23 protein-coding genes are annotated in these 24,983 nt (G+C 73.4%); 10 read left to right on the forward strand and 13 right to left on the reverse strand.

The window, feature by feature from the left end; genetic code table 11:
- The first annotated feature begins 29 nt into the window (after positions 1–29).
- Positions 30–1,289: a type III PLP-dependent enzyme gene (locus tag BS80_RS03390; RefSeq protein ID WP_051965823.1), complete on the forward strand. Its 1,260-nt coding sequence runs from the start codon at positions 30–32 to the stop codon at positions 1,287–1,289.
- On the opposite strand, the gene BS80_RS40330 is transcribed toward BS80_RS03390, so the two are convergent.
- The 6 genes from BS80_RS40330 to BS80_RS03420 form a co-directional block, all read right to left on the reverse strand.
- On the reverse strand, positions 1,274–1,900 hold the full coding sequence (locus BS80_RS40330) for a hypothetical protein (RefSeq protein ID WP_157535823.1): 627 nt from the start codon (positions 1,898–1,900) through the stop codon (positions 1,274–1,276). The two genes, BS80_RS03390 and BS80_RS40330, sit on opposite strands and share 16 nt — an antisense overlap.
- A 63-nt stretch (positions 1,901–1,963) precedes the next feature.
- Positions 1,964–3,232, reverse strand: a complete 1,269-nt coding sequence (locus tag BS80_RS03400; protein ID WP_035793210.1) for a sugar ABC transporter permease — start codon at positions 3,230–3,232, stop codon at positions 1,964–1,966.
- A gap of 62 nt (positions 3,233–3,294) precedes the next feature.
- Positions 3,295–4,089, reverse strand: coding sequence for an ATP-binding cassette domain-containing protein (locus BS80_RS03405; protein ID WP_035792399.1), 795 nt, complete (start codon positions 4,087–4,089; stop codon positions 3,295–3,297).
- A 34-nt stretch (positions 4,090–4,123) separates the two neighbouring features.
- The gene (locus BS80_RS03410) at positions 4,124–5,230 is read right to left on the reverse strand and encodes a sugar ABC transporter substrate-binding protein (protein ID WP_035792401.1); all 1,107 of its coding nucleotides are present in this window, start codon (positions 5,228–5,230) and stop codon (positions 4,124–4,126) included.
- Between the two features lie 152 nt (positions 5,231–5,382).
- Positions 5,383–5,697 (reverse strand): SHOCT domain-containing protein, encoded by a 315-nt coding sequence (locus BS80_RS42425; RefSeq protein ID WP_051965825.1) that lies wholly within the window; start codon positions 5,695–5,697, stop codon positions 5,383–5,385.
- 129 nt (positions 5,698–5,826) lie between these two features.
- Complete coding sequence (locus tag BS80_RS03420; protein WP_035792404.1) at positions 5,827–6,060, reverse strand: hypothetical protein; 234 nt, start codon at positions 6,058–6,060, stop codon at positions 5,827–5,829.
- A 150-nt stretch (positions 6,061–6,210) separates the two neighbouring features.
- Here BS80_RS03420 and BS80_RS03425 point away from each other — a divergent pair, with 150 nt between their 5' ends.
- Positions 6,211–8,010 (forward strand): SpoIIE family protein phosphatase, encoded by a 1,800-nt coding sequence (locus BS80_RS03425; protein ID WP_051965827.1) that lies wholly within the window; start codon positions 6,211–6,213, stop codon positions 8,008–8,010.
- Between the two features lie 16 nt (positions 8,011–8,026).
- On the opposite strand, the gene BS80_RS03430 is transcribed toward BS80_RS03425, so the two are convergent.
- A complete protein-coding gene (locus BS80_RS03430) occupies positions 8,027–9,517 on the reverse strand; it encodes a purine-cytosine permease family protein (protein WP_083974145.1) in 1,491 nt (496 codons plus the stop codon).
- A 152-nt stretch (positions 9,518–9,669) separates the two neighbouring features.
- Positions 9,670–10,188: a hypothetical protein gene (locus BS80_RS03435; protein WP_051965829.1), complete on the reverse strand. Its 519-nt coding sequence runs from the start codon at positions 10,186–10,188 to the stop codon at positions 9,670–9,672.
- Positions 10,189–10,350: 162 nt separating this feature from the next.
- Here BS80_RS03435 and lnt point away from each other — a divergent pair, with 162 nt between their 5' ends.
- Positions 10,351–11,907, forward strand: a complete 1,557-nt coding sequence (gene lnt, locus BS80_RS03440) for an apolipoprotein N-acyltransferase (protein ID WP_051965831.1) — start codon at positions 10,351–10,353, stop codon at positions 11,905–11,907.
- A gap of 7 nt (positions 11,908–11,914) precedes the next feature.
- On the opposite strand, the gene ligD is transcribed toward lnt, so the two are convergent.
- Positions 11,915–12,922, reverse strand: a complete 1,008-nt coding sequence (gene ligD, locus BS80_RS03445; protein WP_198045414.1) for a non-homologous end-joining DNA ligase — start codon at positions 12,920–12,922, stop codon at positions 11,915–11,917.
- Positions 12,923–12,995: 73 nt separating this feature from the next.
- On the opposite strand from ligD, the gene BS80_RS03450 reads away from it, so the two are divergent.
- From BS80_RS03450 to BS80_RS03470, 5 genes are all read left to right on the forward strand, one after another.
- On the forward strand, positions 12,996–14,069 hold the full coding sequence (locus BS80_RS03450) for an ATP-dependent DNA ligase (RefSeq protein ID WP_035792406.1): 1,074 nt from the start codon (positions 12,996–12,998) through the stop codon (positions 14,067–14,069).
- A 59-nt stretch (positions 14,070–14,128) separates the two neighbouring features.
- The gene (locus BS80_RS03455) at positions 14,129–14,692 is read left to right on the forward strand and encodes a hemerythrin domain-containing protein (protein WP_051965832.1); all 564 of its coding nucleotides are present in this window, start codon (positions 14,129–14,131) and stop codon (positions 14,690–14,692) included.
- Positions 14,693–14,745: 53 nt separating this feature from the next.
- Entirely contained in the window at positions 14,746–15,027 is a 282-nt protein-coding gene (locus BS80_RS03460; protein ID WP_035793234.1) for a DUF6158 family protein, read from the forward strand.
- A gap of 15 nt (positions 15,028–15,042) precedes the next feature.
- Positions 15,043–15,684 carry a TIGR03086 family metal-binding protein gene (locus tag BS80_RS03465; RefSeq protein WP_051965834.1) on the forward strand — a complete coding sequence of 214 codons (642 nt, stop codon included), beginning with the start codon at positions 15,043–15,045 and terminating at the stop codon, positions 15,682–15,684.
- Between the two features lie 185 nt (positions 15,685–15,869).
- On the forward strand, positions 15,870–16,811 hold the full coding sequence (locus tag BS80_RS03470; RefSeq protein ID WP_051965837.1) for a hypothetical protein: 942 nt from the start codon (positions 15,870–15,872) through the stop codon (positions 16,809–16,811).
- A 69-nt stretch (positions 16,812–16,880) separates the two neighbouring features.
- On the opposite strand, the gene BS80_RS03475 is transcribed toward BS80_RS03470, so the two are convergent.
- A complete protein-coding gene (locus BS80_RS03475) occupies positions 16,881–17,849 on the reverse strand; it encodes a helix-turn-helix transcriptional regulator (protein ID WP_035793243.1) in 969 nt (322 codons plus the stop codon).
- A gap of 122 nt (positions 17,850–17,971) precedes the next feature.
- On the opposite strand from BS80_RS03475, the gene BS80_RS03480 reads away from it, so the two are divergent.
- Positions 17,972–19,498 carry an MFS transporter gene (locus BS80_RS03480; protein WP_051965839.1) on the forward strand — a complete coding sequence of 509 codons (1,527 nt, stop codon included), beginning with the start codon at positions 17,972–17,974 and terminating at the stop codon, positions 19,496–19,498.
- Positions 19,499–19,543: 45 nt separating this feature from the next.
- On the opposite strand, the gene BS80_RS03485 is transcribed toward BS80_RS03480, so the two are convergent.
- Together BS80_RS03485 and BS80_RS03490 are read right to left on the reverse strand one after the other, a co-directional pair.
- The gene (locus tag BS80_RS03485) at positions 19,544–20,056 is read right to left on the reverse strand and encodes a universal stress protein (RefSeq protein WP_063771874.1); all 513 of its coding nucleotides are present in this window, start codon (positions 20,054–20,056) and stop codon (positions 19,544–19,546) included.
- A 135-nt stretch (positions 20,057–20,191) separates the two neighbouring features.
- The gene (locus BS80_RS03490; RefSeq protein ID WP_051965841.1) at positions 20,192–21,844 is read right to left on the reverse strand and encodes a SpoIIE family protein phosphatase; all 1,653 of its coding nucleotides are present in this window, start codon (positions 21,842–21,844) and stop codon (positions 20,192–20,194) included.
- 148 nt (positions 21,845–21,992) lie between these two features.
- Here BS80_RS03490 and BS80_RS03495 point away from each other — a divergent pair, with 148 nt between their 5' ends.
- Positions 21,993–23,513 (forward strand): MFS transporter, encoded by a 1,521-nt coding sequence (locus tag BS80_RS03495; protein WP_198045433.1) that lies wholly within the window; start codon positions 21,993–21,995, stop codon positions 23,511–23,513.
- Here the strand turns inward: BS80_RS03495 and purB are convergent.
- Complete coding sequence (purB, locus tag BS80_RS03500) at positions 23,510–24,940, reverse strand: adenylosuccinate lyase (protein ID WP_035792409.1); 1,431 nt, start codon at positions 24,938–24,940, stop codon at positions 23,510–23,512. The genes BS80_RS03495 and purB overlap by 4 nt on opposite strands.
- Between the last annotated feature and the right edge of the window lie 43 nt (positions 24,941–24,983).

A 24,983-nucleotide genomic window follows, 5' to 3' on the forward strand; every position in this document is an offset into this window, starting at 1 on the left:
CGCCCCCGCACCCCCGCCCGGAGCGCCCGGTGACCCCGACCCCCGCCGTCCTGGACCGCGTCACCGCGCTGGCCCCCGACGCCCTGCCCGCCTACCTCTACGACCTCGCCGCGCTGCGCCGGCACGCCGCCGCCGTCCGCGCCGCGCTGCCCGAGCGGGTCGAGCTCTACTACGCCGCCAAGGCCAACCCGCAGGCCCCGCTGCTGACCGCCCTGCGCGACGCGGTCGACGGCTACGAGGTCTCCTCCGGCGGCGAGTTGGCCTACGTCCGGGCCACCCTGCCGGACGCGCCACTGGCCTTCGGCGGCCCGGGCAAGACCGCCGCCGAGATGGCCGACGCGCTGCGCCTGGGCGTGCACCGCTGGCACCTGGAGAGCGAACAGGAGCTCTACCGGCTGGCCGACCTGCTGGCGGCGACCCCCGAGGCCGAGGTCGACGTGCTGCTCCGGGTGAACCTGCCGGTGGTCTCCGGCGCCCTGGACGCCGTCGCGCTGGCGATGGGCGGCCGCCCCACGCCGTTCGGCCTGGACCCCGAGCGGGCCGAGGCCTGCGCCCGGCTGCTCGCCGAGCCGCGCTTTCGCCAACTGCGGCTCCGCGGCGTGCACGCCCACCTCGCGAGCGGCCTGGACGCCCCCGAACAGCTCGCGCTGGCCGGCCAGGTGGTCGCCTGGTCCCTCGACCTGGCCCGGCGCCACCGCTTCGAGCTGACCGAGGTCAACGTGGGCGGCGGCATGGCCGTCGACTACGCCGACCCGTCCGCGCGCTTCGACTGGGCCGCCTTCGGCACCGGCCTGGCCCGCCTCCTGGCACCCCACCCCGGCCTGCGCCTGCGGATCGAGCCGGGCCGCGCGCTGACCGCCTACTGCGGCTGGTACGCGACCGAGGTGCTCGACGTGAAGCAGAGCCACGGCGAGGACTTCGCGGTGCTCCGCGGCGGCACCCACCACCTGCGCACCCCCGCCACCCGCGGCCACGACCAGCCGTTCGCGGTGCTGCCGGTCGAGGCCTGGCCGCACCCCTGGCCGCGCCCGTCCGCGCGCTCCGGCCGGACCACCCTGGCCGGCCAGCTCTGCACCCCCAAGGACGTCCTCGCCCACCGCGCCCCCGCACCCGGCCTGCGCGCCGCCGACCGGGTGCTCTTCCAGCTGGCCGGCGCCTACGCCTGGAACATCTCGCACCACGACTTCCTGATGCACCCGCACCCCGGCTTCCACTTCCTGCCCGGCGACAGGACCGACGACCAGCCCGCCCACCCGCAGCAGCCTCAACCCGGTCAACCCACGGGTTGACCCCCGGTTCCACCCCCGCCCCCACCCGCGGGATGACGTCCGGTCAGGCTCCCGCGCGGGAAGCTCTTCCCATGAACACCACCGAGTACTGCGTGCAGCTGGCCCTGGTCCTGATCGTCGTGCGCCACATCAAGGGCGGCAAGCTGGACGCCGCGAGCCTCGTCCTGCCGGTCATCCTGATCGCCGCCACCGCCGTGTACTACCTGCGCCAGTTCCCGACCGGCGGCGGTGACCTGGGCCTCGAACTGGGCCTGTGCGCCCTGGGCGTGCTGTCCGGAGTGCTGTGCGGGATCACCACCCGGGTCTGGAACACCAAGGAGGGCGTCTTCTGCAAGGCCGGCTTCGTGCCCGCCGCGTTCTGGATCGGCGGTATCGGCGCACGGATCGTCTTCGTCCTGGCCACCGAGCACACCAGCTTCAACAAGACCGTCGAGACCTTCAGCCGCACCCACCAGATCACCGGCTCGCAGGCCTGGGTGGTGGCCTTCGTCCTGATGGCGATGGGCGAGGCCGTCGCCCGCCTGGTGACCATCCGGGTCCGGGCCCGCGGTGTGCGGCGCGCCGGCCTGGTGGGCCTGGCCGCCTGACCCACCGCCCGCGAACACGAACACGGGAGAGCCCCGGCGCCCAAGGCGCCGGGGCTCCCGGCCGTCCGGACCCGCGGTCCCGCGCGCTCAGGCGCGCCCGGCCGCCAGCTGGGTCCGGCGGGAGAGCGAGTCGATCACCACCGCCGCCAGCAGGACGGCGCCGGTGACGATGAACTGGATGGCGTTGCTCAGCCCCTGGATGTTCATGCCCGACTGGATCGAGCCGATCACCAGCGCACCGAGCAACGCCGACCAGGTCTTGCCGCGCCCGCCGAAGAGGCTGGTGCCGCCGATGACGGCCGCCGCGATGGAGTTCATCAGCAGGTTGCCGCCGCCGGAGGTCTGGCTGGCCGACTGGATCTGCGCGGCGAGGAAGAGACCGCCGACCGCCGCCATGGTCGAGCAGATCATGAAGACCGAGATCCTGGTCCAGGAGACGTTGATACCGGCCCGCCGGGCGCCCTCGATGTTGCCGCCCAGCGCGAAGATCCGCCGCCCGTAGGTGGTGCGGCGCAGCACGAAGTCCAGCACCACGATGAAGATCAGGAAGACCAGCAGCGCCAGCGGCAGGCCCTTGTACTGGTTGAGCGTGTACGCCACCACGAAGCTCACCACCGCCAGCAGCACGGTGCGCACCGCGATGTCGACCGGTGGCCGGTAGGGCACCCCCGCCCGCCGTCGCCGGTTGGCGTCGTACAGCATCGAGCCCAGATAGAGCAGCACGCCGACCGCCGCCAGCCCGTAGGCCGCGATCTGCTGCCCGTAGATGGTGCTGTAGAGCCGCGAGACGATGTCGTTGCCGGACAGGTTGACCGTGCCGTTGGCGCCCAGGATCTGCAGCATCACGCCGTTCCAGGCCAGGTTTCCGGCCAGCGTGACCACGAAGGCCGGCACGCCGACCTTGGCGAAGAACAGGCCCTGGATCAACCCGACCAGAGCGCCGCCGACCAGCGCCGAGATCAGCGCGACCCACTGATTGACGCCGTGCGTGACGTTCAGGACCGCGAAGATCGCGGCGCACAGTCCGCTGACCGAGCCGACCGAGAGGTCGATCTCACCCAGCAGCAGCACGAAGACGACGCCGATCGCGATCATCCCGGTGCCGACGATCTGCTGCGAGAGGTTGGAGAGGTTCTGCGCCGACAGGAAGCTGCTGTTCAGGCTGCCGAAGACGGCCCAGATGACGATCAGCGCGAGCACCACGGGCAGCGAGCCCAGCTCGCCGCTGCCGATCCTGCGCCGGAACTCGCCCAGGTAGCCGGCCACGCCCTGCTCGCGGACGATCAGCCGGGGGTCGACCACCGGCGTCGCCTCCGCGGCCACCGGGACGGGTGCGTTGACGCCGTCCCGGGACATGCTGTCCTCGGGCAGGTCCGCCCGGTGGAACCCGTCGTCCCCCGGGGTGTTGTGGTCGCTGCTCACTCGTTGCCCTCCGTGCCACGGGCCTTGCGGCGGGTCACGGCGTTGTCCGTGGCGCCGGTGATGGCGGAGATGATCTGTTCCTGCGTGGTCGAGCGCCGGTCGAAGACGCCGTTGTTGCGCCCCAGCCGCAACACCGCGACCTGGTCCGCGACGGCCATCACGTCGGCCATGTTGTGGCTGATCAGGATGACCCCGAGGCCGCGGTCGCGCAGCCGCTCGACCAGGTCGAGGACCTGGGCGGTCTGCTCCACGCCGAGGGCCGCGGTGGGTTCGTCGAGGATGACGACCTTGGGCTCCCCGATCAGCGAGCGGGCGATCGCGACGGTCTGCCGCTGCCCGCCGGAGAGCGAGGCGATCGGGATCCGCACGCTGGGGATCCGGATGGAGAGCGTGCTGAGCAGTTCCCGCGAGCGCTTCTCCATCTCGACCTCGTCCAGCACCCCGAACCGCCGGATCTCCCGGCCGAGGAAGAGGTTGCCCACCACGTCCAGGTTGTCGCAGAGCGCGAGGTCCTGGTAGACGGTGGCGATGCCGAGGTGCTGGGCGTCCTGCGGCCGGTGGATGGCGACCGGCCGGCCCTGCCACTCGATCACACCGTCGTCCGGCTGGTTGACACCGGCGACGGACTTCACCAGGGTGGACTTCCCGGCGCCGTTGTCGCCCACCAGGGCGACCACCTGACCTGCCGGGACCTCCAGTTCGATGTCGGTGAGCGCCTGGACGGCGCCGAACCGCTTGGAGATCCCGCGCAACGCCAGGACCGGCGCAGCTGCCGTGGGTGGGACTGTCACGGTACCAACTCCCTTGATCGGCCGGGGTCCTGGACTAGCTGAGGCCGGCCGCGGTGCAGGCCGAGGCGTACTGCGGGGTGCAGATCTGGGCCACCGTGTAGAGCCCGTCGGCGACCACCGTGGTCTTGATGTTGTCCTTGGTCAGCACGATCGGGGTGATCAGGTCCGAGGGCACCGACTGGCCGCTGCCGCTGGTCGCGGTGGTCGGCGTGGCGGAGGCGGGCAGCGGCTTGCCCTGGGCCAGCGCGACGGCCATCGTCCCGGCCGTGTCGGCCTCCGGCTTGTACGGCTTGTAGATGGACATCGTCTGGGTGTCCACCAGGATCCGCTGGACGGCGTCCAGCTGTGCGTCCTGACCGGTCAGCGGAACCTTGAGGTTCGCCGCGCTCAGCGCGGTGGCGATACCGGCGGCCATGCCGTCGTTGGCGGAGTAGACCCCGACCACCTCGTTGGCGCCGATCGCGGTGATCCCGGCGGCCGCCTCCTGGTTGGCGTTGTTCGGGTCCCAGTTCGGCGTGTCGTACTCCTTGCCGATGGTCAGCTTGCCGTCGATGGCGCTGTGCGCCCCCGCCTTGAACTGCGCGGCGTTCGGGTCGGTCGGCGAACCGTTGATCATGATGATCTTGCCGCTGGAGGACTTGCCGCCGACCGCGGCCACCAGCGCCTCACCCTGGAGCTGGCCGACCTTGTTGTTGTCGAACGAGACGTAGGCGTCCACCGGGCCCTGGGCCAGCCGGTCGTAGGCGATCACCTTGACGCCCGCGTCGTGCGCCTTCTGCACGGAGGACTGGATCGCCTTGGCGTCCACGGCGTCCAGGATCAGCACCTGGTTGCCCTTGGTCAGGGCGGTGTCCACCTGGGTCTGCTGGGTGGTCGCATCCTGGTTCGCGTTGTAGTAATCGATCTGCGCGTTCGGGTCGAGCGCCTTGATCTGCGCCTCGATCAGCGGCTTGTCGAACTGCTCGTAGCGGGTGGTCTTGGTCTCCGGCAGCAGCAGCCCGATCTTGATTACCGACGTGGAGCTGCCACCCGAGGCGGCCGAGCTGCCGGTCGATTTCTTGGCGCTGCCGCACGAGGCGGTGACGAGGGCGAGAGAGACCACGGTGGCCGCGATCACGGCACGGGAAAGGCCGAGCTTCAAGGGAACGCCTCCAGACGTCGGGCCCCCCGGCCTCCGAGTCTCTGACGCTCCGTCCGGTCCTGCCACCGCAGCTCGGCCGAATGTGCGTACCCCCCAGCCGACGAACCGTCAGCGCCCGACCTCGCCGCCGGGCGCCGACGATCCGCCGGCCGTCACTGCGGCCCGCGCAGCATGTTCAACCGGCGCTGGTACTCCTCGTCGTCGATCTCGCCTCTGGCGTAGCGCTCGCCCAGGATCCGGGCGGCATCCGGCCCACGCTCGCGGGCGGCCTCGGACGGCGGGGCCCAGCGCATCGGCGACGCGCCGGCGGCGACCGGCTGGTGCCCGCCCTGCCGGCGGTAGATGAGGGACACCAGGACGACGATCACGATCAGCAGGATCAGCACGCCGAGCGCGACGAGGCCGAAGCCCCAGCCGCCCCAGCCGCCCATCCAGCCGCCGTGGTGATGCTCGAATCGGAGGTTCATCGTGCGCCGCCTCTCCTGCCCCGCTGCGGGGGCGGACGTCTCCGCAGCACTTACCAGTGTGCTCCGGGCGCTGCGGCCTGCGACGATCTCCGCGATGAGAAGTTCGTGAGGTCGTTGAAGGGTGCTTCGCTACGCCTCGCCGGGGTGCCAGGAGGGCCACTCGCCCGGACGGTCCGCCCAGTGGACCTGGTGCGGGTCGTTCAGGTCGATGTCCGGGAAGAGCTGCTTGAGGCGGGGCTCGAACTCCTCCGGGGCGAGCGGCTCCCAGCCGGTCCCCTTCAGATGGACGAGGCGGTAGCGGCTGTCGGTGCGGAACTCCGCTACCTCGACCAGGACGTCGCGCGGGCTGCTGGTGCTGTTCATGGCTCCCAGCCTGGGCCGCCCGGGGCCGGGGTGCACCGTCATGCGTCCGTACGGACCAGCGCCGGTGCCGCACCTGGGAGCGCGGGACACAGGACAGGCCTTCCGTATCAATGGGATGATCGGAGCAACACCTAGCCGCCAGGAGGGACGATGGCGCAGGACGAGCCGCTGCCTCCCCCCACCGAGGTACTGGCCGACCGCGAGGCGCGGTCGCTGCTTGCCGCGCTCAACGAGGCCGACCTGCCGCACGGCCTGCTCCCGGCCCTGGACGACTACCACCTGGTCCGGCAGATCCTGGACCGGGCCAGTCTGGGCATCGCCGTCCTGGACTCCGAACTGCGCTACCGCTACGTCAACCGGACGCTGTCCGAGATCAACGGCGTGGCCGCCGCCGACCACATCGGCAAGTGCCTGGAGGACGTCGTCCCGGGCATCGACGTGGCGGCCGCCGAGGCGGAGCTGCGGGCGGTACTGGCGTACGGCGAGCCGCGGGTGCACACCGTCGAGGGCACCACGGCCTCCGGTCCTGCCCATGAGCCGCGCTGGTGGCACAACGCCTACCACCGGCTGGAGGACCGCGACGGCGTGCCGGTCGGCGTGGTGGCGATGGTCCTGGAGATCACCGAGGACCGCAGGATCCGCCAGGCCCTGGACCGCGCCCGCACCCGGCTGGTGCTGCTCGACGAGGCGGCCACCCGGATCGGCACCACCCTGGACGTCGAGCAGACCTGCAAGGAGCTGACCCGCCTGCTGGTGCCGCAACTGGCCGACATCGCCTTCGTGGACGTGTTGGAGACCGACCGGCCGGCGGCCTCCAGCATCCCGACCTCCGCCCTGCGGATGCGCCGGCTGGCGCTCAGCACCACCGGCCCGCTGGTCAAGGCGGGCCGCAAGCTCGGGCCGCCCGGCATCCTGTTCAGCCCGCAGTCCTCCTCGGCCATGACGCGTTGCCTGGCCGAGCAGCTGCCGGTGGTCTTCAACTTCCCCTCCGAGGAGGAGATGCTGCGCAACGTCTCGCAGGCCTCCCAGGTGGCGCGCTTTCGCCGGCTCGGCCTGCACTCGGCGGTGTTCGTACCGCTCACCGCGCGCGGACAGGTGGTCGGCGTGGTGGTGCTGGTGCGCGCCGGCGACTCCCCCGGGTTCACCCCCGACGAGGTCGAGCTGGTCGCCGAGCTGGCCCGGCGCGCCGCCTCCAGCATCAGCAACGCCCAGCGCTACGCCCAGGAGCACGAGACCGCGCTGGGCCTGCAACGCGCGCTGCTCGCCGAGCCGATGTCCCCGCACCCGGACGTGGAGTGCGCCAGTCGCTACCTGCCGGCCGGCGCCAGCGCGGAGGTGGGCGGCGACTGGTACGACACGGTGGCGCTGCCCGGCGGCTCGACCCTGTTGGTGGTCGGCGACGTGATGGGACACGGCCTGGACGCCGCGGCGACCATGATCGAGTATCGCTCGCTGATCCGCGCGCTGGCCCTCCAGCGGCTGCGCCCCAACGAGATCCTGCGCGAGGCCGAGCGGATCGTCGAGGCGCTCGAACTCGAACGGGTGGCGACCTGTCTGCTGGTGCTGATCGACCCGGCCGCCGGGACGTACTCGTTCGCCAGCGCCGGCCACCTGCCGCCGCTCCAGCTGGAGGCGGGGCGGCCCGGGCGCCTGCTCGACGTGCCGGTCGGCCCGCCGCTGGGCACCGGCACCGGCGGCTACCAACAGCTGACCCTGCCCTACACGCCCGGCCTGACCCTGCTGCTCTACACCGACGGCCTGGTCGAGCGGCGCGGCACCGACATCGAGGAGTCGCTGGCCGCCTTCGCCGCGCTGGACCTGCGCCACTCGGACCCGCTGGAGCACCTGATCGACACGGCCCTGACCGAACTCGCGGCCGGCCACGGCGAGGACGACGTCGCCCTGCTCGCGGCCCGCCTCGTCATCCCCGCCATCCCCACGGCGCCGTAGCCGGCCGGTCAGCCGGTCAGCCGGCGGGTGCCTCGACCCTCTCGTCCCGCACGACCGGCAACGGCGTACCGCCGGCCCGGCCGCGCGAGCGGTGCGAGAGCGCGAGGTAGACCAGCGCCGCCAGCGCGCCCGAGAGGAGGAAGCTGACGTCGATCCCGCCGGTCAGCGGGAGCAGCGGCCCCCGGTAGACGGGCGTGTCCACCGAGCAGAGCCCGATCGCGGCGCCCAGCACCCAGGCGAGGGTGGCGGGCACGTTCCAGCCGGCCTTGTACCAGTAGATGCCACCGCGGGTGCGCTGGTTGAGCACCTGCAGCGACGGGCGGTCGTAGTCGCCGCGGCAGCGCCGGAAGCCGATCAGGGTGATCACCGCCCACGGGGTGCCGATCGCGGTGAGGACCAGCACGAAGGAGGTCACCGCGTCCTGCGCGCTCCAGACGAAATGGCCGAGGAAGACCAGCAGGGTGGCCGTGCCGGCCACCACGTAGGTGGCCTGCAGCCGGGTGGCGCGCGGCAGGATCGCGTCCAGGTCCAGGCCCATGCTGTAGAGCATCAGGCCGGAGTTGCCCGCGCTGCCCATCAGCCCGTTGACCAGCAGCGGCAGCAGGAACCAGGCCGGCGCCCCCGCCAGCAGCCCACCCACGTAGTTGCTGCCCGCACCCGTCGCGACGGCGGTGAAGGTGCCGAAGAGCTGCGGGATCAGCAGGCCCAGGAAGAGCCCGCCGCCGGTTGCCCAGAGCACCTTGCGGCTGGAGTGCCGGGCCGGGGAGACGTACCGGGTGTAGTCGCCCAGCAGGGTGATGAAGGCGATCGGGCCGCTCAGCCCGGCCGAGACCACGGCCAGCAGCCAGGTCTGCCAGAAGCCGCCCAGCAGGTAGTGCCCGTGCGCGGAGGCGTGGAAGTGCGGGGCGAAGGCGAACAGGCCCAGCACCAGCAGCACCGACATGCACCACATCAGCCACTTCTCCAGCTTGAGCAGCAGCTGGTAGCCGAAGACCGCGAAGGTGGCGCTGAGCGCGGCCAGCACGGTGTACGTGACCACGTAGGCCGGCCCGTGGGCGGGCAGGCCGACCATCCGGTTCAGCGCGCCGACCACCACGTCGCCGCCCACCCAGAGCGCGAGTGCGGTGTAGCCGAGCGACAGCAGCAGCCCCACCACCGACCCGATCAGCCGGCCGCGCACCCCGAAGTGCGCGCCGCTGCTGGTGGACAGGTTGGTGGCGCTGCGCAGCGAGACCAGCGCCAGCGGCGCGACCAGCAGGATACCCACCGCCGTGCCCAGGACCAGCGCGGAGCAACTGGCCCAGAAGGAGAGCCCGAAGGAGACCGGCAGCCAGCCGAAGACGACCACGCCGAACGCCAGGTTGGAGCCGATCAGGATGCTCAACACGTCCCGCGGGGTGCTGGTGCGCTCCGCCTCGGGGATGGTGTCGACGCCGTGCTGCTCGATGAGGCTGTGGCCTGGGCCGTTCGCTGCGGAGCCGTCGGGGGACGCGGAGGCGTGGTTCATCGGTGCCTTTCTGACATTCAGCCGCCCCGGCGGGTGCAAGTGCCAGGGCGGTCGTCTCTCAGCGTCGCCGAGCCGGGTCTCCCGGCGAAACCGGTCGAATGTCTGATTTCACCCGGAACATCCGCTGCCACCCCGTAGCTTTCTCCAGCCCGCTACTCGTCGTCACCACGCTCGGCCCGGACCGCCCGCTCGGCCGCCAGCTGGGCCGCCTGCACCTCGCCCTCCACCTCCTCGGCCGGCCGGCGCACCACGGTGCCGCCGTGCCGGGCGGCGATCGCGTCGACAGCCTCGGGACCGTGCTCGCGCAGCTCGGCGATCAGCAGACTGCCGCCCTCGGCGAGGCCGCTGCTGTAGACCATCAGCCCCTCGGCGGCGTCCTGGAAGTGCTGGATCTCGGCCGCGCCGCCCAGCATGGTGCCGGCCGTCCAGCCCAGGAAGACGCCGATCGGACCGCCCAGCAGGCCGACCAGGCCGCCGACCACTCCGCCCGCCACCGTCGCCGCACCGGCTCCGCGCACCCAGCTCTCGGGCACGCTCAGCAGCCCGTCCGCGGATCGCTCCAGCACCGCGGCCTGCCGGACCCCGTGCACCTCCTTCACCTCCTCGTAGGCGGCAGCGGCGCTGGCCTGGTCCTCGAAGGTGACGAAGAGCATCGTGTGGGTCTCGGGCATCGGACGGCCTCTCGACGTGCCGGACCGAATCTCGTACCGGCGGATGTACCGGCACCTTAGACCGCGCGGCACGGGGTATTCGGTGACCAGCAGTCCGCGACACGACGCAGAAGGCGGGTCGATTCCGCAGTGATAGAAGCCGTACAACCTGACAATCGGAACATGTCGCTCCGAGCCGCGTTCTCCGATCCCGTCCGGTACGGCTCGCTGGCCGCCGGCGCGCTCCCCGTCCTCGCCTTCCCCCCGCTCGACCTGGAGGCGCTGGCCTGGGTCGCCCTGGTGCCCGGCCTGCTCCTGATGCAGCGCGCCCCGCACGCCCGGGAGGCCGCGGTGCGCGGGTGGTGGTTCGGCACCGGCTTCGTCCTGGCGGCGATGTACTGGCTGGTGCCCACCGTCGGCCCCGGGCTGCTGCTGATCGCGGCGCTGTTCGGCCTGCTGCAGGGCGGCGTGGGCCTGGCGGTCTGGACGCTGCTGCGCGCGCCGCTCACCGCGGGCCGGGCCGCCGCCGCGCTGCTGGTCGTCCCGTCCGCCTGGGTGGTCAGCGAGTTCGCCCGCTCCTGGCAGGCGCTCGGCGGACCGTGGGCGCTGCTCGGGGCCACCCAGTGGCGTCACCCGACGGTGCTGGCGCTCGCCTCGCTCGGCGGCGTCTGGCTGGTCAGCGCGGCCGTGGTGACGGTCAACACCGGTGTGCTGATCATCCTGCTGACCGACCGGCTGCCGATCCGCGCCACCGGCGCCGCCGCGACCGCGCTGGTCCTGGTCGCCGGCCCGCTGGCCTTCGCCCTGCGCCCGGGCCCGGTCCCCGTCCGCACCGAGACGGTCGCCCTGGTGCAACCCGGCGTACTGCCCGACGGCGCCACCCGCCTCGACGCCTCCGCCCGGATCACCGCCGACCTGCCGGGCCCCCGTCCCGACCTGATCGTCTGGGGCGAGAGCAGCGTCAGCACCGACCTGACCCGCGACACCGTGACACTCGCCAGGCTGCGCGCGCTCTCCGCCTCCGCCGACGCCCAGCTACTGGTCAACGAGGACGCCCGGAAGGCCGACGGAACCATCTCCAAGGACGCCGTGCTGATCGGCCCCGACGGCATCCGGGCCCGGTACGCCAAGATGCGCCTGGTGCCGTTCGGCGAGTACATCCCGCTGCGCCCGCTGCTCGGCTGGATCGCCGGGATCAGCCGGGCCGCCGCCGAGAACCGCACGCCGGGCAGCTCGTTCCACCTCTTCGAGCCCACCGACCTGAGCGGGCGGCAGCTGCCGCTGGGGGTGCTGATCTGCTTCGAGTCGGCCTTCCCCGACATGGCGAGGACCGCCGCCGACCAGGGCGCCCAGCTGATCGTCTACCAGTCCGCGACCTCCAGCTTCCAGGACACCTCGGCCCCCGACCAGCACGCCTCCCTGGGCGCGCTGCGCGCCGCCGAGACCGGACGACCGGTCGTGCAGGCGGCGCTCACCGGTGTCTCGGTGGCCTTCGACGCCCAGGGCCGGCGACTCGCCCGCTACGGCACCGGCCGCACCGGCGCCCTCACTGTCCGGCTCGCGCTGCCCGACGCCCACTCGCGCACCTGGTACGACCGGGTCGGCGACGTCGTCCCCTGGACGGCCGTCCTGGTCAGCGCCGGCGCGACCGCCCTCGCGCTGCGCTCCGGCAGCCGTCGGCGCCGGCCGCCGAGCACCCCCGACCGGGCCCAGCACCACCCCGCGGCCCCCGTCCCCTGAGCGGCCGTCAGGCCTTGCGCGCGCGGCTGGGCTGGACGCGCGGCGGCTCGCCCGGCGCCTTCGGGTGGTCGGGCGGGTAGGGCAGCTCGCCGAGGCCCTCGTCGCGCTCCTGCCGCGCCGCCAGCTCCAGCACGCCCTCCAGGCCGAACGCGTGCTCGGCCAGCTCGGCGTACGGGTCGCCGGAGGCCGCCAGCCGGGCCGGCACGGTGCGCAGCGTGAAGTCCAGCGGCGTGACGTCGTCCAGCTCCTCCCAGCGCAGCGGCGTCGAGACGGTCGCCTCCGGCCGGGCCCGCAGCGAGTAGGCCGAGGCGATGGTGCGGTCGCGCGCCATCTGGTTGTAGTCCACGAAGACCTTCTGGCCGCGCTCCTCCTTCCACCACGCGGTGGTGACCGCCGCCGGCATCCGGCGCTCCAGCTCCCGGCCGAGCGCGATCGCGCTCCCCCGCACCTCGGGGTACGTCCAGTCGGGCCGGATCGGGACGTAGACGTGCAGGCCGCGCCCGCCCGAGGTCTTGGGCCAGCCGCGCAGGCCGTACTCCTCCAGCACCACCCGCAGCTCGTGCGCCGCCCGGACGGCGTCCCGGAAGTCGGTGCCGGGCTGCGGGTCCAGGTCGAGCCGCAGCTCGTCCGGGCGGTCGGTGTCGGCCCGGCGGACCGGCCAGGGGTGGAAGGTCAGGCAGCCGAGGTTGGCGGCCCAGAGCACGGCGGCCGGCTCGGTCGGGCAGATCTCGTCGGCGAACCGACCACTGGGAAAGGCGATCCGCGCCGTGGGCAGCCAGTCCGGCAGGCTCTTGGGCGCCCGCTTCTGGTAGAAGAACTCGCCCTCGACGCCGTCCGGGAACCGCTGCAGGGTGGTCGGCCGCTCGCGCAGCCCGCTCAGCACCGCCTCGCCGACGGCCTGGTAGTAGTGGGCGACATCCAACTTGGTGAACCCCGGCCCGGGGTAGTACACCTTGCCCGGGTTCGAGATCCGCACGCTGCGCCCGCCGACCTCCAGCTCCACCGCTTCAGCCATGCCTCCACGGTAGAGCCGCGCCCGGTGGGCGGCGCGACGTGCGGCGCCGGGAGCGGCGACGCACCATCGGAGGATGGACCTCCCGATCATGCCGCCGGTCGAGCCGATGCTGGCCAAGGCCGTCGACGACATCCCCGCGGGCATGCAGTACGAGGCCAAGTGGGACGGTTTCCGCTCGATCGTCTTCCGCGACGCCGACGAGGTGGAGCTGACCAGCCGCACCGGCAAGTCGCTGACCCGGTACTTCCCCGAGCTGGTGGAGGCACTGCGGGCCGAGCTGCCGGAGCGCTGCGTGCTGGACGGCGAGATCGTCGTCGCGCACGACGGACGCCTGCACTTCGAGGAGCTCCAGGAGCGGATCCACCCGGCGGCCTCCCGGGTCCGCACGCTGGCCGAACGCACCCCCGCCTCGTTCATCGCCTTCGACCTGCTGGCGCTCGGGGACGTGCTGCTCGCCGAGCAGCCGTTGTCGGCCCGGCGCGAGGCGCTGGTGTCGGCCCTGGCGGCGGCCCGCCCGCCCGTGCACACCGCCCCCGCCACCGCCGACCGGGAGCTCGCCCGCAGCTGGTTCACCCGTTTCGAGGGCGCCGGGCTGGACGGGATCGTGGCAAAACCACTCGATCAGCCCTATCGGCCGGGCGTGCGGTCGATGTTCAAGATCAAGCACAGCCGGACCGCCGACTGCGTGCTGGCCGGCTACCGCGACCACAAGGACGGCGGCGGCGTCGGCTCGCTGCTGCTGGGCCTGCACGACGCGGCGGGCGTCCTGCAGCACGTCGGGGTCTGCGCCTCGTTCACGGCGGCCCGCCGCCGCGAGCTGGCCGAGGAACTGGCGCCGCTGCGGATGGCCGATCCGAGCGAACACCCTTGGGCGGCCTGGTCGAACGACGCCGCGCACGAGAGCGCCCGGCTGCCCGGCGCACCGAGCCGGTGGAGCGGTGGCAAGGACGCCGCGTGGGTGCCGCTGCGCCCCGAACGGGTCTGCGAGGTCGGCTACGACCACATGGAGGGCACCCGGTTCCGGCACACCACCCGCTTCAAGCGCTGGCGGCCCGACCGGGCCCCGGAGAGCTGCGACTACCACCAGCTGGAGGAGCCCGTCGGCTACGACCTGGCCGACCTGCTCGCCCCCGGCCCCCAGGCCTGACGGCGCGAGATTTGGCACCATCGTTACAGGGGTTCGCAAGACCGGTGAGGTGAGCGCGGATGTCCAACGACGCGATCGTGCTGCTCAAGGAGGACCGCAAGGAGATCCTCCGACTGTTCGGGGCCTACCGTGCCCACCTGGCGCAACGTGCCGACGGGACGGCCGACGACGCGGCCGGAGCCGAGCTCGCGGACCGGATCGTGCACACCCTCACCGTCCACACGTACCTGGAGGACGAGGTGCTGTACCCGCGGCTGCGGGTGCTGCTGGCCGACCCCGCGACGGCGGCGCCCGAAAAGACGGCGGCGCCCGAGAACGAGGTGCTGCGCAGCTACCGCCTGCACCGCACGGCCGACGAGCTCTGCGAGGAGCTCGCCGCGCGGCCCGACGGCGATTCGGCCGAGGCCCGGGCCGCGCACGACGCCCGGGTGCTGGAGCTGATCGACACGGTCACCCGGCACATCGAGGACGAGGAGCGCGACTGGTTCCCGCTGGTGCGGGCCGCCGTGAGCCGCAAGGTGCTCCAGGAGATCGGCACCCAGCTGCTCGCGGTCCGGGAGACCGCTCCACGCCCGCCGTCGGGCCCTCCCGGTTTCCCGAGCGCCCCGGAGGGCACGGGGTAGTGGGGGACGAATCCGCCCAGACCGTCCCGGATCACCGCACCCAGGAGGCACCGATGCGAATGTCCGACTTCCCGCCCGGCACCCAGCAGGGCATCGCCGCCGGCGACCTCATGGGCGACCGCCTGCTGCACGAACTGGAGCAGCTGCACCGGACCAGGCACGAGACCTTCCTGTACGGCTCCGACGACGCGCTGCGGCGGCACACCGAGCGGACCTCCGAGCTGGAGGCGGAGTACGTCCGGCGCTTCCCGATCCGGATGGTGACCGCCGGCCGCACCCGGGCCGGAGCCCGCGCGCGCGAGGTCGCCGCGCGCTCCGAAGCCTCCCCCCACTGACGGCGGGCCGGGGCGATGGCGCACGACACGGCGAGCAGACGGCAGCGCGAGGTCCTGCGGCTGTACACCGAGGCGCTGGCCTCCTTCGGCCGCCGGGTGCACCTGGTGGCCGCCAACCAGTGGACGGCACCCACGCCGTGCAGCGCATGGTCGGTGTACGACCTGGTCCACCACCTCACGGTCCGGCAACTGTGGGTACCCGAACTGCTGATGGGGGCTACCGCCGCCGAGGTGGGCGACCGCCTCGGCGGCGGGCCGCCGGACGGCGGGCGCGCCGAGCACCCGGCGGCGGCCTGGACGGCGGCGGCCGAGGCGGCGCGCGAGGCGTTCGCCGTGCCGGGCGCGTTCGACCTGACCGTCCATCCGCGGCACGGCGACCGCTCGGCGCTGGACTACTGCACGGAACTGATCCTGGACGCCACCGTGCACACCTGGGACCTCGCCCGGGCCACCGGCGGTGACGCCCATCTCGCCCCCGAACTGGTCGAGTTCGCGCTGCACGAGGCGACCCGGCAGCTCAGCCGGCCGGGCGCGGCGGACCGCTACGCCCCCGCCGTCGAATCCCCCGCGACCGCCGATCCGCAGACCCGGCTGCTGGCGCTGCTCGGGCGCCGGGTCGGGGCCTGCTCCGAGGTCGATCCCGAGTTCACCTGGTAGTCCCGACCTCACCGGACGTCACTCCACACCACGGTGCCCGCTCCCGGCACCACCCGGTCGGAGTGACGTCCGCTCAGTCGTGTACCGTCACACGATCTCAGGCAGTGTGCCCGGCTGCGGTTGAACCGCCGGGCCGACCCGCCTGACGAACAGCAGCGCATCACGTTTCCAGGGAGCAACGCTCAGTGCACCGACCTCTTCGCAGGACGCTTCCGGCGCTGGCAGTCGCCGGCATAGCCCTCGCCACCCCCCTCGTCTTCGCCGACTCCGCCCAGGCCAAGCCCTCGGGCCAGTGCTCGTCGGTCGGCGTGGAGTACTCGACCGACGGCGGCCACTCGTGGTCGCAGGCCGGCCGAATCGGCCACCCGTACACCAAGTTCGTCGTCCGCCTCACGGACACCCCGTCCGAGGGGTGCTCGTACAAGGTCTCGCTGGCCTCGTACGCCACCCAGGGCCCGAGCTGGTCGACCTCCGGCACCCAGACCTTCCTGGGCTGGGACACCACCACGCTGGACGACAAGCACGGGCAGGCGACGCTCGACGTGAGCAGCCACACCCCGCCGTGCTACGGCCAGATCGACCTCTACGGCACGGGCGTCAAGCACGACGGCATCACCGGCCCGCTGCCCAAGTACCCGGACGCGGTCTTCCCGAAGGACCTGATCACCGCGTGGAACGGCGGCACCGCGTGCGCGCCGACCCCGCCGGTCACCCCGCCGACGGTTCCGCCGACCGTTCCGCCGACGGCCCCGCCCACGGTCCCGCCGACCGGCTCGACCACCACCACCCCGCCGCCGGTGACCACCACCACGGCTCCGCCGACCAAGACGCCCGCGTCGCCGTCGGCGTCCGCCTCCAGCTCGGCTCCGGCCAAGCCGACCGGCAGCCCCAGCGCTCCGGCCACCGCCCCGGCCACCGTGCCGTCCGGTAGCCCGAGCACGCCGGCCACCACCGCCCAGCCGGTCGGCGCCCCGTCGATCGCGCCGGCCTCCACCACGCCGACGGGCCTGGCCTTCACGGGCACCAACGGCAGTGCGCTGGTCGAGGTCTCGGTCGGCGCCGCCGGCCTGCTCGTCGTCGGTGCCGGCGCCGTGGTCTTCGCCCGTCGTCGGGCCGCCAACCGCTGATCCCGCACCACCCAGCGGCCCGTGGCCACCGGATCTCCTCCGGTGGCCACGGGCCGCTTCGTATGCCGACTACGCTTGCCCGGCCGCGCGGGTGGCCCGGGCGCCCAGCTCGCGCAGGTGCCCGGCCAGCTCCGGCGGCTCCTCCACCCGGAACTCGCAGCCGAGCATCAGCAGCCTGGCCGCCAGCCACTCCAGCGTGTCGGCCTCGGTGCGCAGCCGGCAGTGCCGCTCGCCGAGCCGCTCCAGCCGCAGCCCGGCCCCGGCCCCACCGAGCCGGCGCTCCGCCTCGGCCAGCGACAGCTCCAGGACGGCCGTCGCCTGGTAGGTCCGCGCCCGGTGCTGGAGCTTGCGGCTGACGTAGGCCGCGGGGTCAGCGCCGTCCGGCAGCGTGCGCGGTTCGGTCCGCGCCCCGGTGGGCACCGGGTCGCTCAGCCGGTCCACCCGGAAGATCCGCCAGTCGTCGCGGTCGTTGTCGAAGGCGACCAGGTACCAACGGCGTCCGGTGGCGACCAGCCGGTGCGGCTCGACCAGCCGCCGGCTCACCGTGCCGTCGCCGGTCCGGTAGCCGAACCGCACCCGCTCGCGCCCGGTCACCGCCGCGGCCAGCACCGTCAGGTCGGCCGGGTCGACCCGCGGACCGCCGCCGGCCAGCGGGACGGTCGCCGCGTTCAGCGCGCCCACCCGCCGGCGCAGGCGCGAGGGCAGCACCTGCTCCAGCTTGGCCAGCGCGCGCACCGAGGCCTCCTCGATGCCGCTCACCGCGGCCCCCGCAGCCGTCCGCAGGCCGACCGCGATGGCCACCGCCTCCTCGTCGTCCAGCAGCAGCGGCGGCATCGCCGCGCCGGCGGCGAGCCGGTAGCCGCCCACCGCGCCCAGCGTCGCCTGGACGGGATACCCCAGGTCGCGCAGCCGCTCGATATCGCGCCGGATGGTGCGCGGGCTCACCCGCAGCCGTTCGGCCAGCTCGCTGCCCGGCCACTCGCGCGGGGTCTGGAGCAGGGACAGCAGGTTCAGCAGCCGGGCCGGAGTGTCGCTCACGGGATCCAGCATCGCAGCCATCTGGGACAGGACCTGTCCTAGATGCGGTCTAACGTCAGGGCCGAAGCGGAGCAGCCCGTCCGGGTGCCCGCACCGGCACCCGTCCCCGAAAGGCCGTACCCATGAGCGCCACCGTCCCGATAGCCGCCGCCGACCCGGTGTCAGCGGCCGGCGACCGCCGCCGCTGGATCGCCCTCGCCGTGGTGATGACCGCGTCCTTCATGGACCTCGTCGACGTCACCATCGTGAACATCGCCGTCCCCAGCATCCAGCACCACCTCGGAGCCTCGTTCAGCGCGATCCAGTGGGTCACCGGCGGCTACGCGCTGGCCTTCGCGATCGGCCTGATCACCGGCGGGCGGCTCGGGGACATCTACGGACGCAAGCGGATCTTCCTGATCGGCATCGCCGGCTTCACCCTCGCCTCGGCGCTCTGCGGTCTGGCCGGCGACCCGGGCGTTCTGGTCGCCACCCGGATCCTGCAGGGCGCCACCGCCGCGCTGATGGTGCCGCAGGTCCTGGCGATCATCCACGTGACCTTCCCGGCCCACGAGCGGGGCAAGGTGTTCGGACTGTTCGGCGCGATGATCGGCCTGGGCGCGGTCTCCGGCCCGCTGCTGGGCGCCCTGCTGACGGAGTGGAACCTGTTCGGCCTGGAGTGGCGGCCGATCTTCCTGATCAACCTCCCGGTCGGCATCGCCGGCCTGCTGCTCGGCCACCGCTACGTCACCGAGTCCCGGGCCCCGCAGTCGCTGCGGCTGGACCTGGTCGGCATGGCGCTGGCCGGCCTCGGGCTGCTGATGCTGCTCTACCCGCTGACCCAGGGCCGGGAGTCCGGCTGGCCGCTGTGGGGCTTCGTCTCGATGGGCTGCTCGCCGCTGGTGCTGGCGCTCTTCGTCCGGTGGGAGCGGATCAAGACCCGCCGGGACGGCTCGCCGCTGGTCGAACTCTCGCTCTTCGAGGTGCGCAGCTTCGCGGCCGGGGTGGGCGTGCAGCTGACTTTCGGGGTGGTCTGCGGCATCTTCTTCCTGGTCTGGACCCTCTACATGCAGCTCGGCCTGGGCTGGAGCCCGCTGCGGGCCGGGACGACCGGCATCCCGTTCTCGATCGCGGTCTCCACCGCCGCGGGGCTCTCGGTCGGCAAGCTGGTACCGCGGTTCGGCCGCAAGGTCCTCCAGGCGGGCGCGCTGGTGATGGCGGCCGGCGCGCTGATCTACCTCGCCGAGGCGAACCACTACGGCGCCGGCATCCAGCCGTGGCAGATGGCACTCCCGCTGGTGGTGATGGGCGCCAGCATGGGCCTGATCGTCGCACCGCTGACCGACTCGGTGCTCTCCGACGTGCCACGCGAGCACTCCGGCTCGGCCTCCGGGCTGATCAACACGACCCAGCAGCTGGGCAACGCGCTGGGCCTGGGCCTGGTCTCGGTGGCCTTCTTCACCGTGGTCGACAGCGCCGACCTGGCGCACTCCCCGGTCTCCGCGGTCTTCACCGACGCGTTCACCCACGCGATGTGGTGGGTGGTCGGCGGCCTGCTGGCGATGTCCGCGCTGATGCTGGCCCTGCCCCGCAAGGCCCGTCCGCACAGCGACGACCAGCCGCAGCAGGCTCAGCAGGCGCCGGCCGACCGGCCGCTGCCGGTGAGCTGAGCGGTGCCGGGCCCGGGCCGGGGGAGCAGCCCGGGCCCGGCACGCTCAGGCGCGGCTGCGGATCCCGGGCACCCGCTCGCCGAACGCGCGCAGCGGGAGCGCACCGGGCCGCAAGGTCTCCAGCAGCTCGGAGGGCGGGACGACCAGCACCTCGCAGCCGGCGTGCGCACGGCAGTAGCGGGCCACCTGGCCGAAGTGCCGGTGCAGCCGACCGGGCCGGCCGCTGCCGACCACCAGCAGGTCCGTGGGTCGGTCGGCGGCCGCCACCAGCGCCTGTGCGGCCTGGGCCCTGACCACCTCGGGGTGGATCAGGACGCCCGCCGGGTAGCCGCCGAAGGCCTGCTCGAAGACCCGGTCCAGCCGTCGGCGCGCCTGGTACTCCGGCTCGTCGAACGGCCGCAGCACCTCGTCCGCCCGCTGCCAGGCGGCCACCGGCACCAGTACCGCGTCGCGCCGGGCGGCCTCGCCGACCGCGCGGTACAGGGCCGCCAGACTGCTCGCCGAGCCGCTGACGCCGACCACGACCCGCCTGCCCCGAACGGTGTCGCTTCCCGTCATCACGATCGCTTCCTCTCCACGCCCGCCGGTCCCCGGGTCCACCTCCATTGGAGCCCCGCACCGGCCGCACCGCGCTGCCTCTTGACGCCCGCCCTACGCCCCGCCCGCCGTCCCTGACGACCTCTTGACGTCACCTCAGTCGTCGTCCCCGCCGTCCCGGTGCAGCAGCAGCATCGCCGCGTCGTCCTCGGCCTCCAGCCGCTCGCTCAGCGTGTCGCGGACGTGGTCGGCGAGCGCGGACAGCCGGACGGGACCGGCCGCGAAGACCTCGGCGAGCCGGTCAAGACCCTGGTCGAGGTCCTCGCCGGGCCGCTCCACCAGGCCGTCGCTGTAGAGCAGCAGGGTGTCGCCCGGTGCGAGGTGGAAGGAGGTCCGGGGGTAGGACGGCGGCCCCCACTCGGCCGGCAGCCCCAGCGGCGGGCCGCCGGCCACCTCGATCCGCTCCACCGTGCCGTCGGCGTGCCGCACCAGCGGCGGCAGGTGTCCGGCGTTCGCGGCCCGCACCGCGCCGGTCGCCAGCGACACCTGGGCGTACAGGCAGGTGGCGAACCGGTCGGCGTGCAGCTCGGCGAGGAACGCCGAGGCGCGCACCAGGACGCTCTCGGTGCTGTGCCCCTCGGCGGCGTATGCCGTCATCGCGATCCGCAGCTGGCCCATCACGGCGGCCGCCTCGGTGTCGTGGCCCTGCACGTCCCCGATCGCCACGCCCACGCCGCCGCCCGCCAGCGGCACCGCGTCGTACCAGTCCCCGCCGATCCAGGTCCCCACCCGGGCCGTCCGATAGCGCACCGCCAGCCGGCCGCCGACCAGCGACGGCAGTCGGCGCGGCAGCATCGCGCTCTGCAGGCCCGCCGCGATCTCCCGCGACTGGTCCACCAGCATCGCCCGCTGCAACGACTGGGCGATGCTGGTGGAGAGCGCGATCAGCAGGGTGCGGTCCTCGCTGCTGAAGCTCCGCTTGCCGTCGTAGACCAGCGCGATCGCCCCGACCGGGCGGCCCTGCGCGATCAGCGGCAGGAAGGCCGCCGCCGTGCCGCGGCTGTCGCCCAGGTACGGCGCCAGGATCGGGTAGCGGCGCAGGAAGGCCGAACGGGAGACGAAGAAGGCGGGCTCGCCGGAGCGGACCACGTCGTTGAGCGGCCAGGGCTCGGACAGCCGGGCCCGCTGCACCGCGCGGATCCGCACGTTGACCTCCCCCACCGCGCCGACCAGCCGCAGCCGTCCCTGGTCCATCACCCCCAGGGTGATCCCCTGGGTGCCCAGCCGGCGCATGCTCTGATCGCCGGTCAGGACGCCCACCACGTCGTCGACGGTGAGCGCGTCGCCCAGCGCCTGCGCCACCTCGCGCAGCGCGTCCTCCTGCTGGCGCCGGTCGTCCTCGGCCATCAACCGCAGCGCGGAGTGCGCCAGTTCCCGGGTGGCGTCGCGCACCACGCCGACCACCCGGATCCCCGGGCTGCCGGGGTCGCGGACCACCTGGCCCTGGGTGTGGGTCCAGCGCAGGACGCCGTCCCGCCGCCGGATCCGGAAGTAGCTGCTGTAGGCGTCGCTGCGGCCGGCGACGATGTCCTCCAGGAGCGAGGTCAGCCGGGTCGCCTCCTCGGGCGGAACCCGCTGGCCGAGGTCGTCCGCCGTCCCGTCGTACTCCTCCGGGAGCAGGTCGAAGACGTGCAGGCCGACGGCGTCCAGCGTGAAGCGGCCGGTGGCCGGGACCCACTCGAAGCAGCCGATCCCGGTCATCGCCATCGCCTCGGCCGCGTCGACGTGCGCGGCGGACTCCTCGCTCACGAGCGCTCCGCCTCCAGCCCCGGGAAGCACAGAACGGACATCACACCCAGAACGTACCCCGCCCCCGCCCGCCGCGCCGTCCATCGCCGGCGGCGGCGCCGCGCGGCGCCCTGTAGCGCCGCGCGGCGCTGTCCCGCAGGATCGGTGCGTGGAGAAGCAACCGAGCCGCATCCCGTCCGCCGGCGGCCTGCGGCTGGCAAGCCGTCAGGGGCGCTGGGTGGTGTTGGCCGCGGCGCTCGGCTCCGGCATGGCGATGCTCGACGGCACGGTCGTCAACGTCGCGCTGCCGCGGATCGGCGCCGACCTCGGGGCCTCACTGGCCGCCCTCCAGTGGACCGTCAACGCCTACCTGCTCACGCTGGCCGGCCTGATCCTGCTCGGCGGCTCGCTCGGCGACCGGTACGGACGGCGGCGGATCTTCGTGATCGGCGTCTGCTGGTTCGCCGCCGCCTCCGCGCTGTGCGCCGTCGCCCCCGGCGTGGGCGTCCTGATCGCCGCCCGCGCCCTGCAGGGCATCGGCGGCGCGCTGCTCACCCCGGGCTCGCTCGCCCTGTTGCAGGCCACCTTCCACCCCGACGACCGCTCCGCGGCGGTCGGCGCCTGGTCGGGCCTGGGCGGGGTCGCGACGGCGGTCGGCCCCTTCCTCGGCGGCTGGCTGGTGGACGGCCCGGGCTGGCGCTGGATCTTCCTGCTGAACGTGCCGGTGGCCGCCGCCGTCGCCCTCGTGACCCTGCGCCACGTACCCGAGAGCCGTGACGAGCAGGCCACGGGCGACTTCGACGTCTCCGGCGCCGTGCTGGCCGCGCTCGCCCTCGGCGGGGTCACCTACGCGCTGACCGCGGCCGGGGGCGGGGTGTCCGCGGGCGTCTGGGTCTCGGCGGTCGCGGGGCTGCTGCTGGGCTGGGCGTTCGTGCGGGTGGAACAGCGCAGCCCGCAGCCGATGCTGCCGCTGGAACTCTTCGACTCCAGGCTGTTCACCGTGGTCAACCTGGTCACGGTGGGTGTCTACGCGGCGCTGAGCGGAGTGTTCTTCTTCCTCCAGGTGCAGCTGCAGACGGTGGCGGGCTTCACGCCGCTGGTCTCCGGGGTCGCCTTCGCGCCGGTCACGCTGCTGATGCTGCTCTTCTCGGCCCGCGCGGGCCGCCTCGCCACCCGGATCGGTCCACGGCTCCCGCTCACCGCCGGTCCGCTGGTCTGCGCGGGGGGCGTCCTGCTGATGCTGCGGATCGGCGAGGGCGCCTCCTACTGGGCGGACGTCCTGCCGGCCGCCGTGGTCTTCGGCGTCGGGCTGACGCTGCTGGTGGCCCCGCTGACCGCGACCGTCCTGGGTGCCGTGGACGTGCGGCGGGCCGGGATCGCCAGCGGCGTCAACAACGCGGCCGCCCGGGCGGCCGGGCTGCTGGCGGTGGCGGCGCTGCCGCTGCTGGCCGGGCTGAGCGGCGAGCAGTACCGGAATCCGACGGCGGTGAACTCCTCGTTCCGTACCGCGATGCTGATCTGCGCGGGCCTGCTGGTGGCGGCCGCTCTGCTGGCGGCGGCCGCGGTGCCGGGCAGGGCGCCCGAGGTGGAGGCCGAGCCCGACGCGTCCTGGTACTGCGGCACGACGGCCCCGCCGGTGGACCCGGGACACGAGTGTCCGGGGTCACCGGCGGGGCCGGAGCCTGGCTAGAGAATGTCGCCCGGGGCGTACTTCGCGGCCTCGGGGTAACGGTCGGCGACCAGCTCGACCCGGCGGACCACCTCGGCCACCTGCGCTCCGGCCGCACCGGTGAAGGAGAGCCGGTCGGCGAGCAGCGCGTCCAGCGCGGCCCGGTCCAGCGGCATCCGCTCGTCGGCGGCCAGCCGGTCGAGCAGCTCGTTGTGCCGGGCACCGGCGCGCATCGCCAGCGCGGCGGCGACCGCGTGCTCCTTGATCACCTCGTGGCCGGCCTCGCGGCCCACGCCCGCGCGCACCGCGCCCATCAGCACCTTGGTGGTGGCCAGGAACGGCAGGTAGCGGTCGAGCTCGGCCTCGATCACCGCGGGGAAGGCGCCGAACTCCTCCAGCACCGTCAGGAAGGTTTCCAGTAGACCGTCGAAGGCGAAGAAGGCGTCCGGCAGGGCCACCCGGCGCACCACCGAGCAGGAGACGTCGCCCTCGTTCCACTGGTCGCCGCCCAGCTCGGCGGTCATCGAGGCGTACCCGCGCAGGATGACGGCCAGACCGTTGACGCGCTCGCAGGAGCGGGTGTTCATCTTGTGCGGCATCGCGGAGGAGCCGACCTGGCCCGCCTTGAAGCCCTCGGTCACCAGCTCGTGGCCGGCCATCAGCCGGATGGTCTTGGCCAGGCTGGACGGCGCCGCCGAGAGCTGGACCAGCGCCGAGAGCACCTCGAAGTCGAGCGAGCGCGGGTAGACCTGGCCGACCGAGGTCAGCACGTTGTCGAAGCCGAGGTGGCCGGCCACCCGCTGCTCCAGCTCGGCCAGCTTGCCGGCGTCGCCGCCGAGCAGGTCGAGCATGTCCTGGGCGGTGCCGACCGGGCCCTTGATCCCGCGCAGCGGGTAGCGGGCGATCAGCTCCTCCAGTCGCGTGAAGGCGACCAGCAGCTCGTCGGCGACGGTCGCGAAGCGCTTGCCCAGCGTGGTGGCCTGGGCGGCGACGTTGTGCGAACGCCCCGCCATGACCAGCTCGGAGTGCTGCGCCGCGAGCCGGGCCAGCCGGACCAGGACGGCGACCGTGCGGTCCCGCACGTGTTCCAGGGACTGGCGGATCTGCAGCTGCTCGACGTTCTCGGTCAGGTCCCGGGAGGTCATTCCCTTGTGGATCTGCTCGTGGCCGGCGAGTTCGCTGAACTCCTCGATCCGGGCCTTCACATCGTGCCGGGTGGCCCGCTCGCGCCGGGCGATCGACTCCAGGTCGACCTGGTCGACGACCCGCTCGTAGTCGGCGACGGCGGTCTCGGGGACGGCGATCCCGAGATCCTGCTGAGCCTTGAGGACGGCGAGCCACAGGTGGCGTTCGAGAACCACCTTGTGCTCGGGGGACCACAGCTGGGCCAGGGTCGCCGAAGCGTACCGGGAGGCCAGGACATTGGGGATCTGGGGCTTCGCGCTCACGCTTAGGAAGCCTAACAGCCGAGGTCAACGACCCCGCCCCCGC

The organism is Kitasatospora mediocidica KCTC 9733 (assembly GCF_000744225.1).
Taxonomy (GTDB): Bacteria; Actinomycetota; Actinomycetes; order Streptomycetales; family Streptomycetaceae; genus Kitasatospora; species Kitasatospora mediocidica.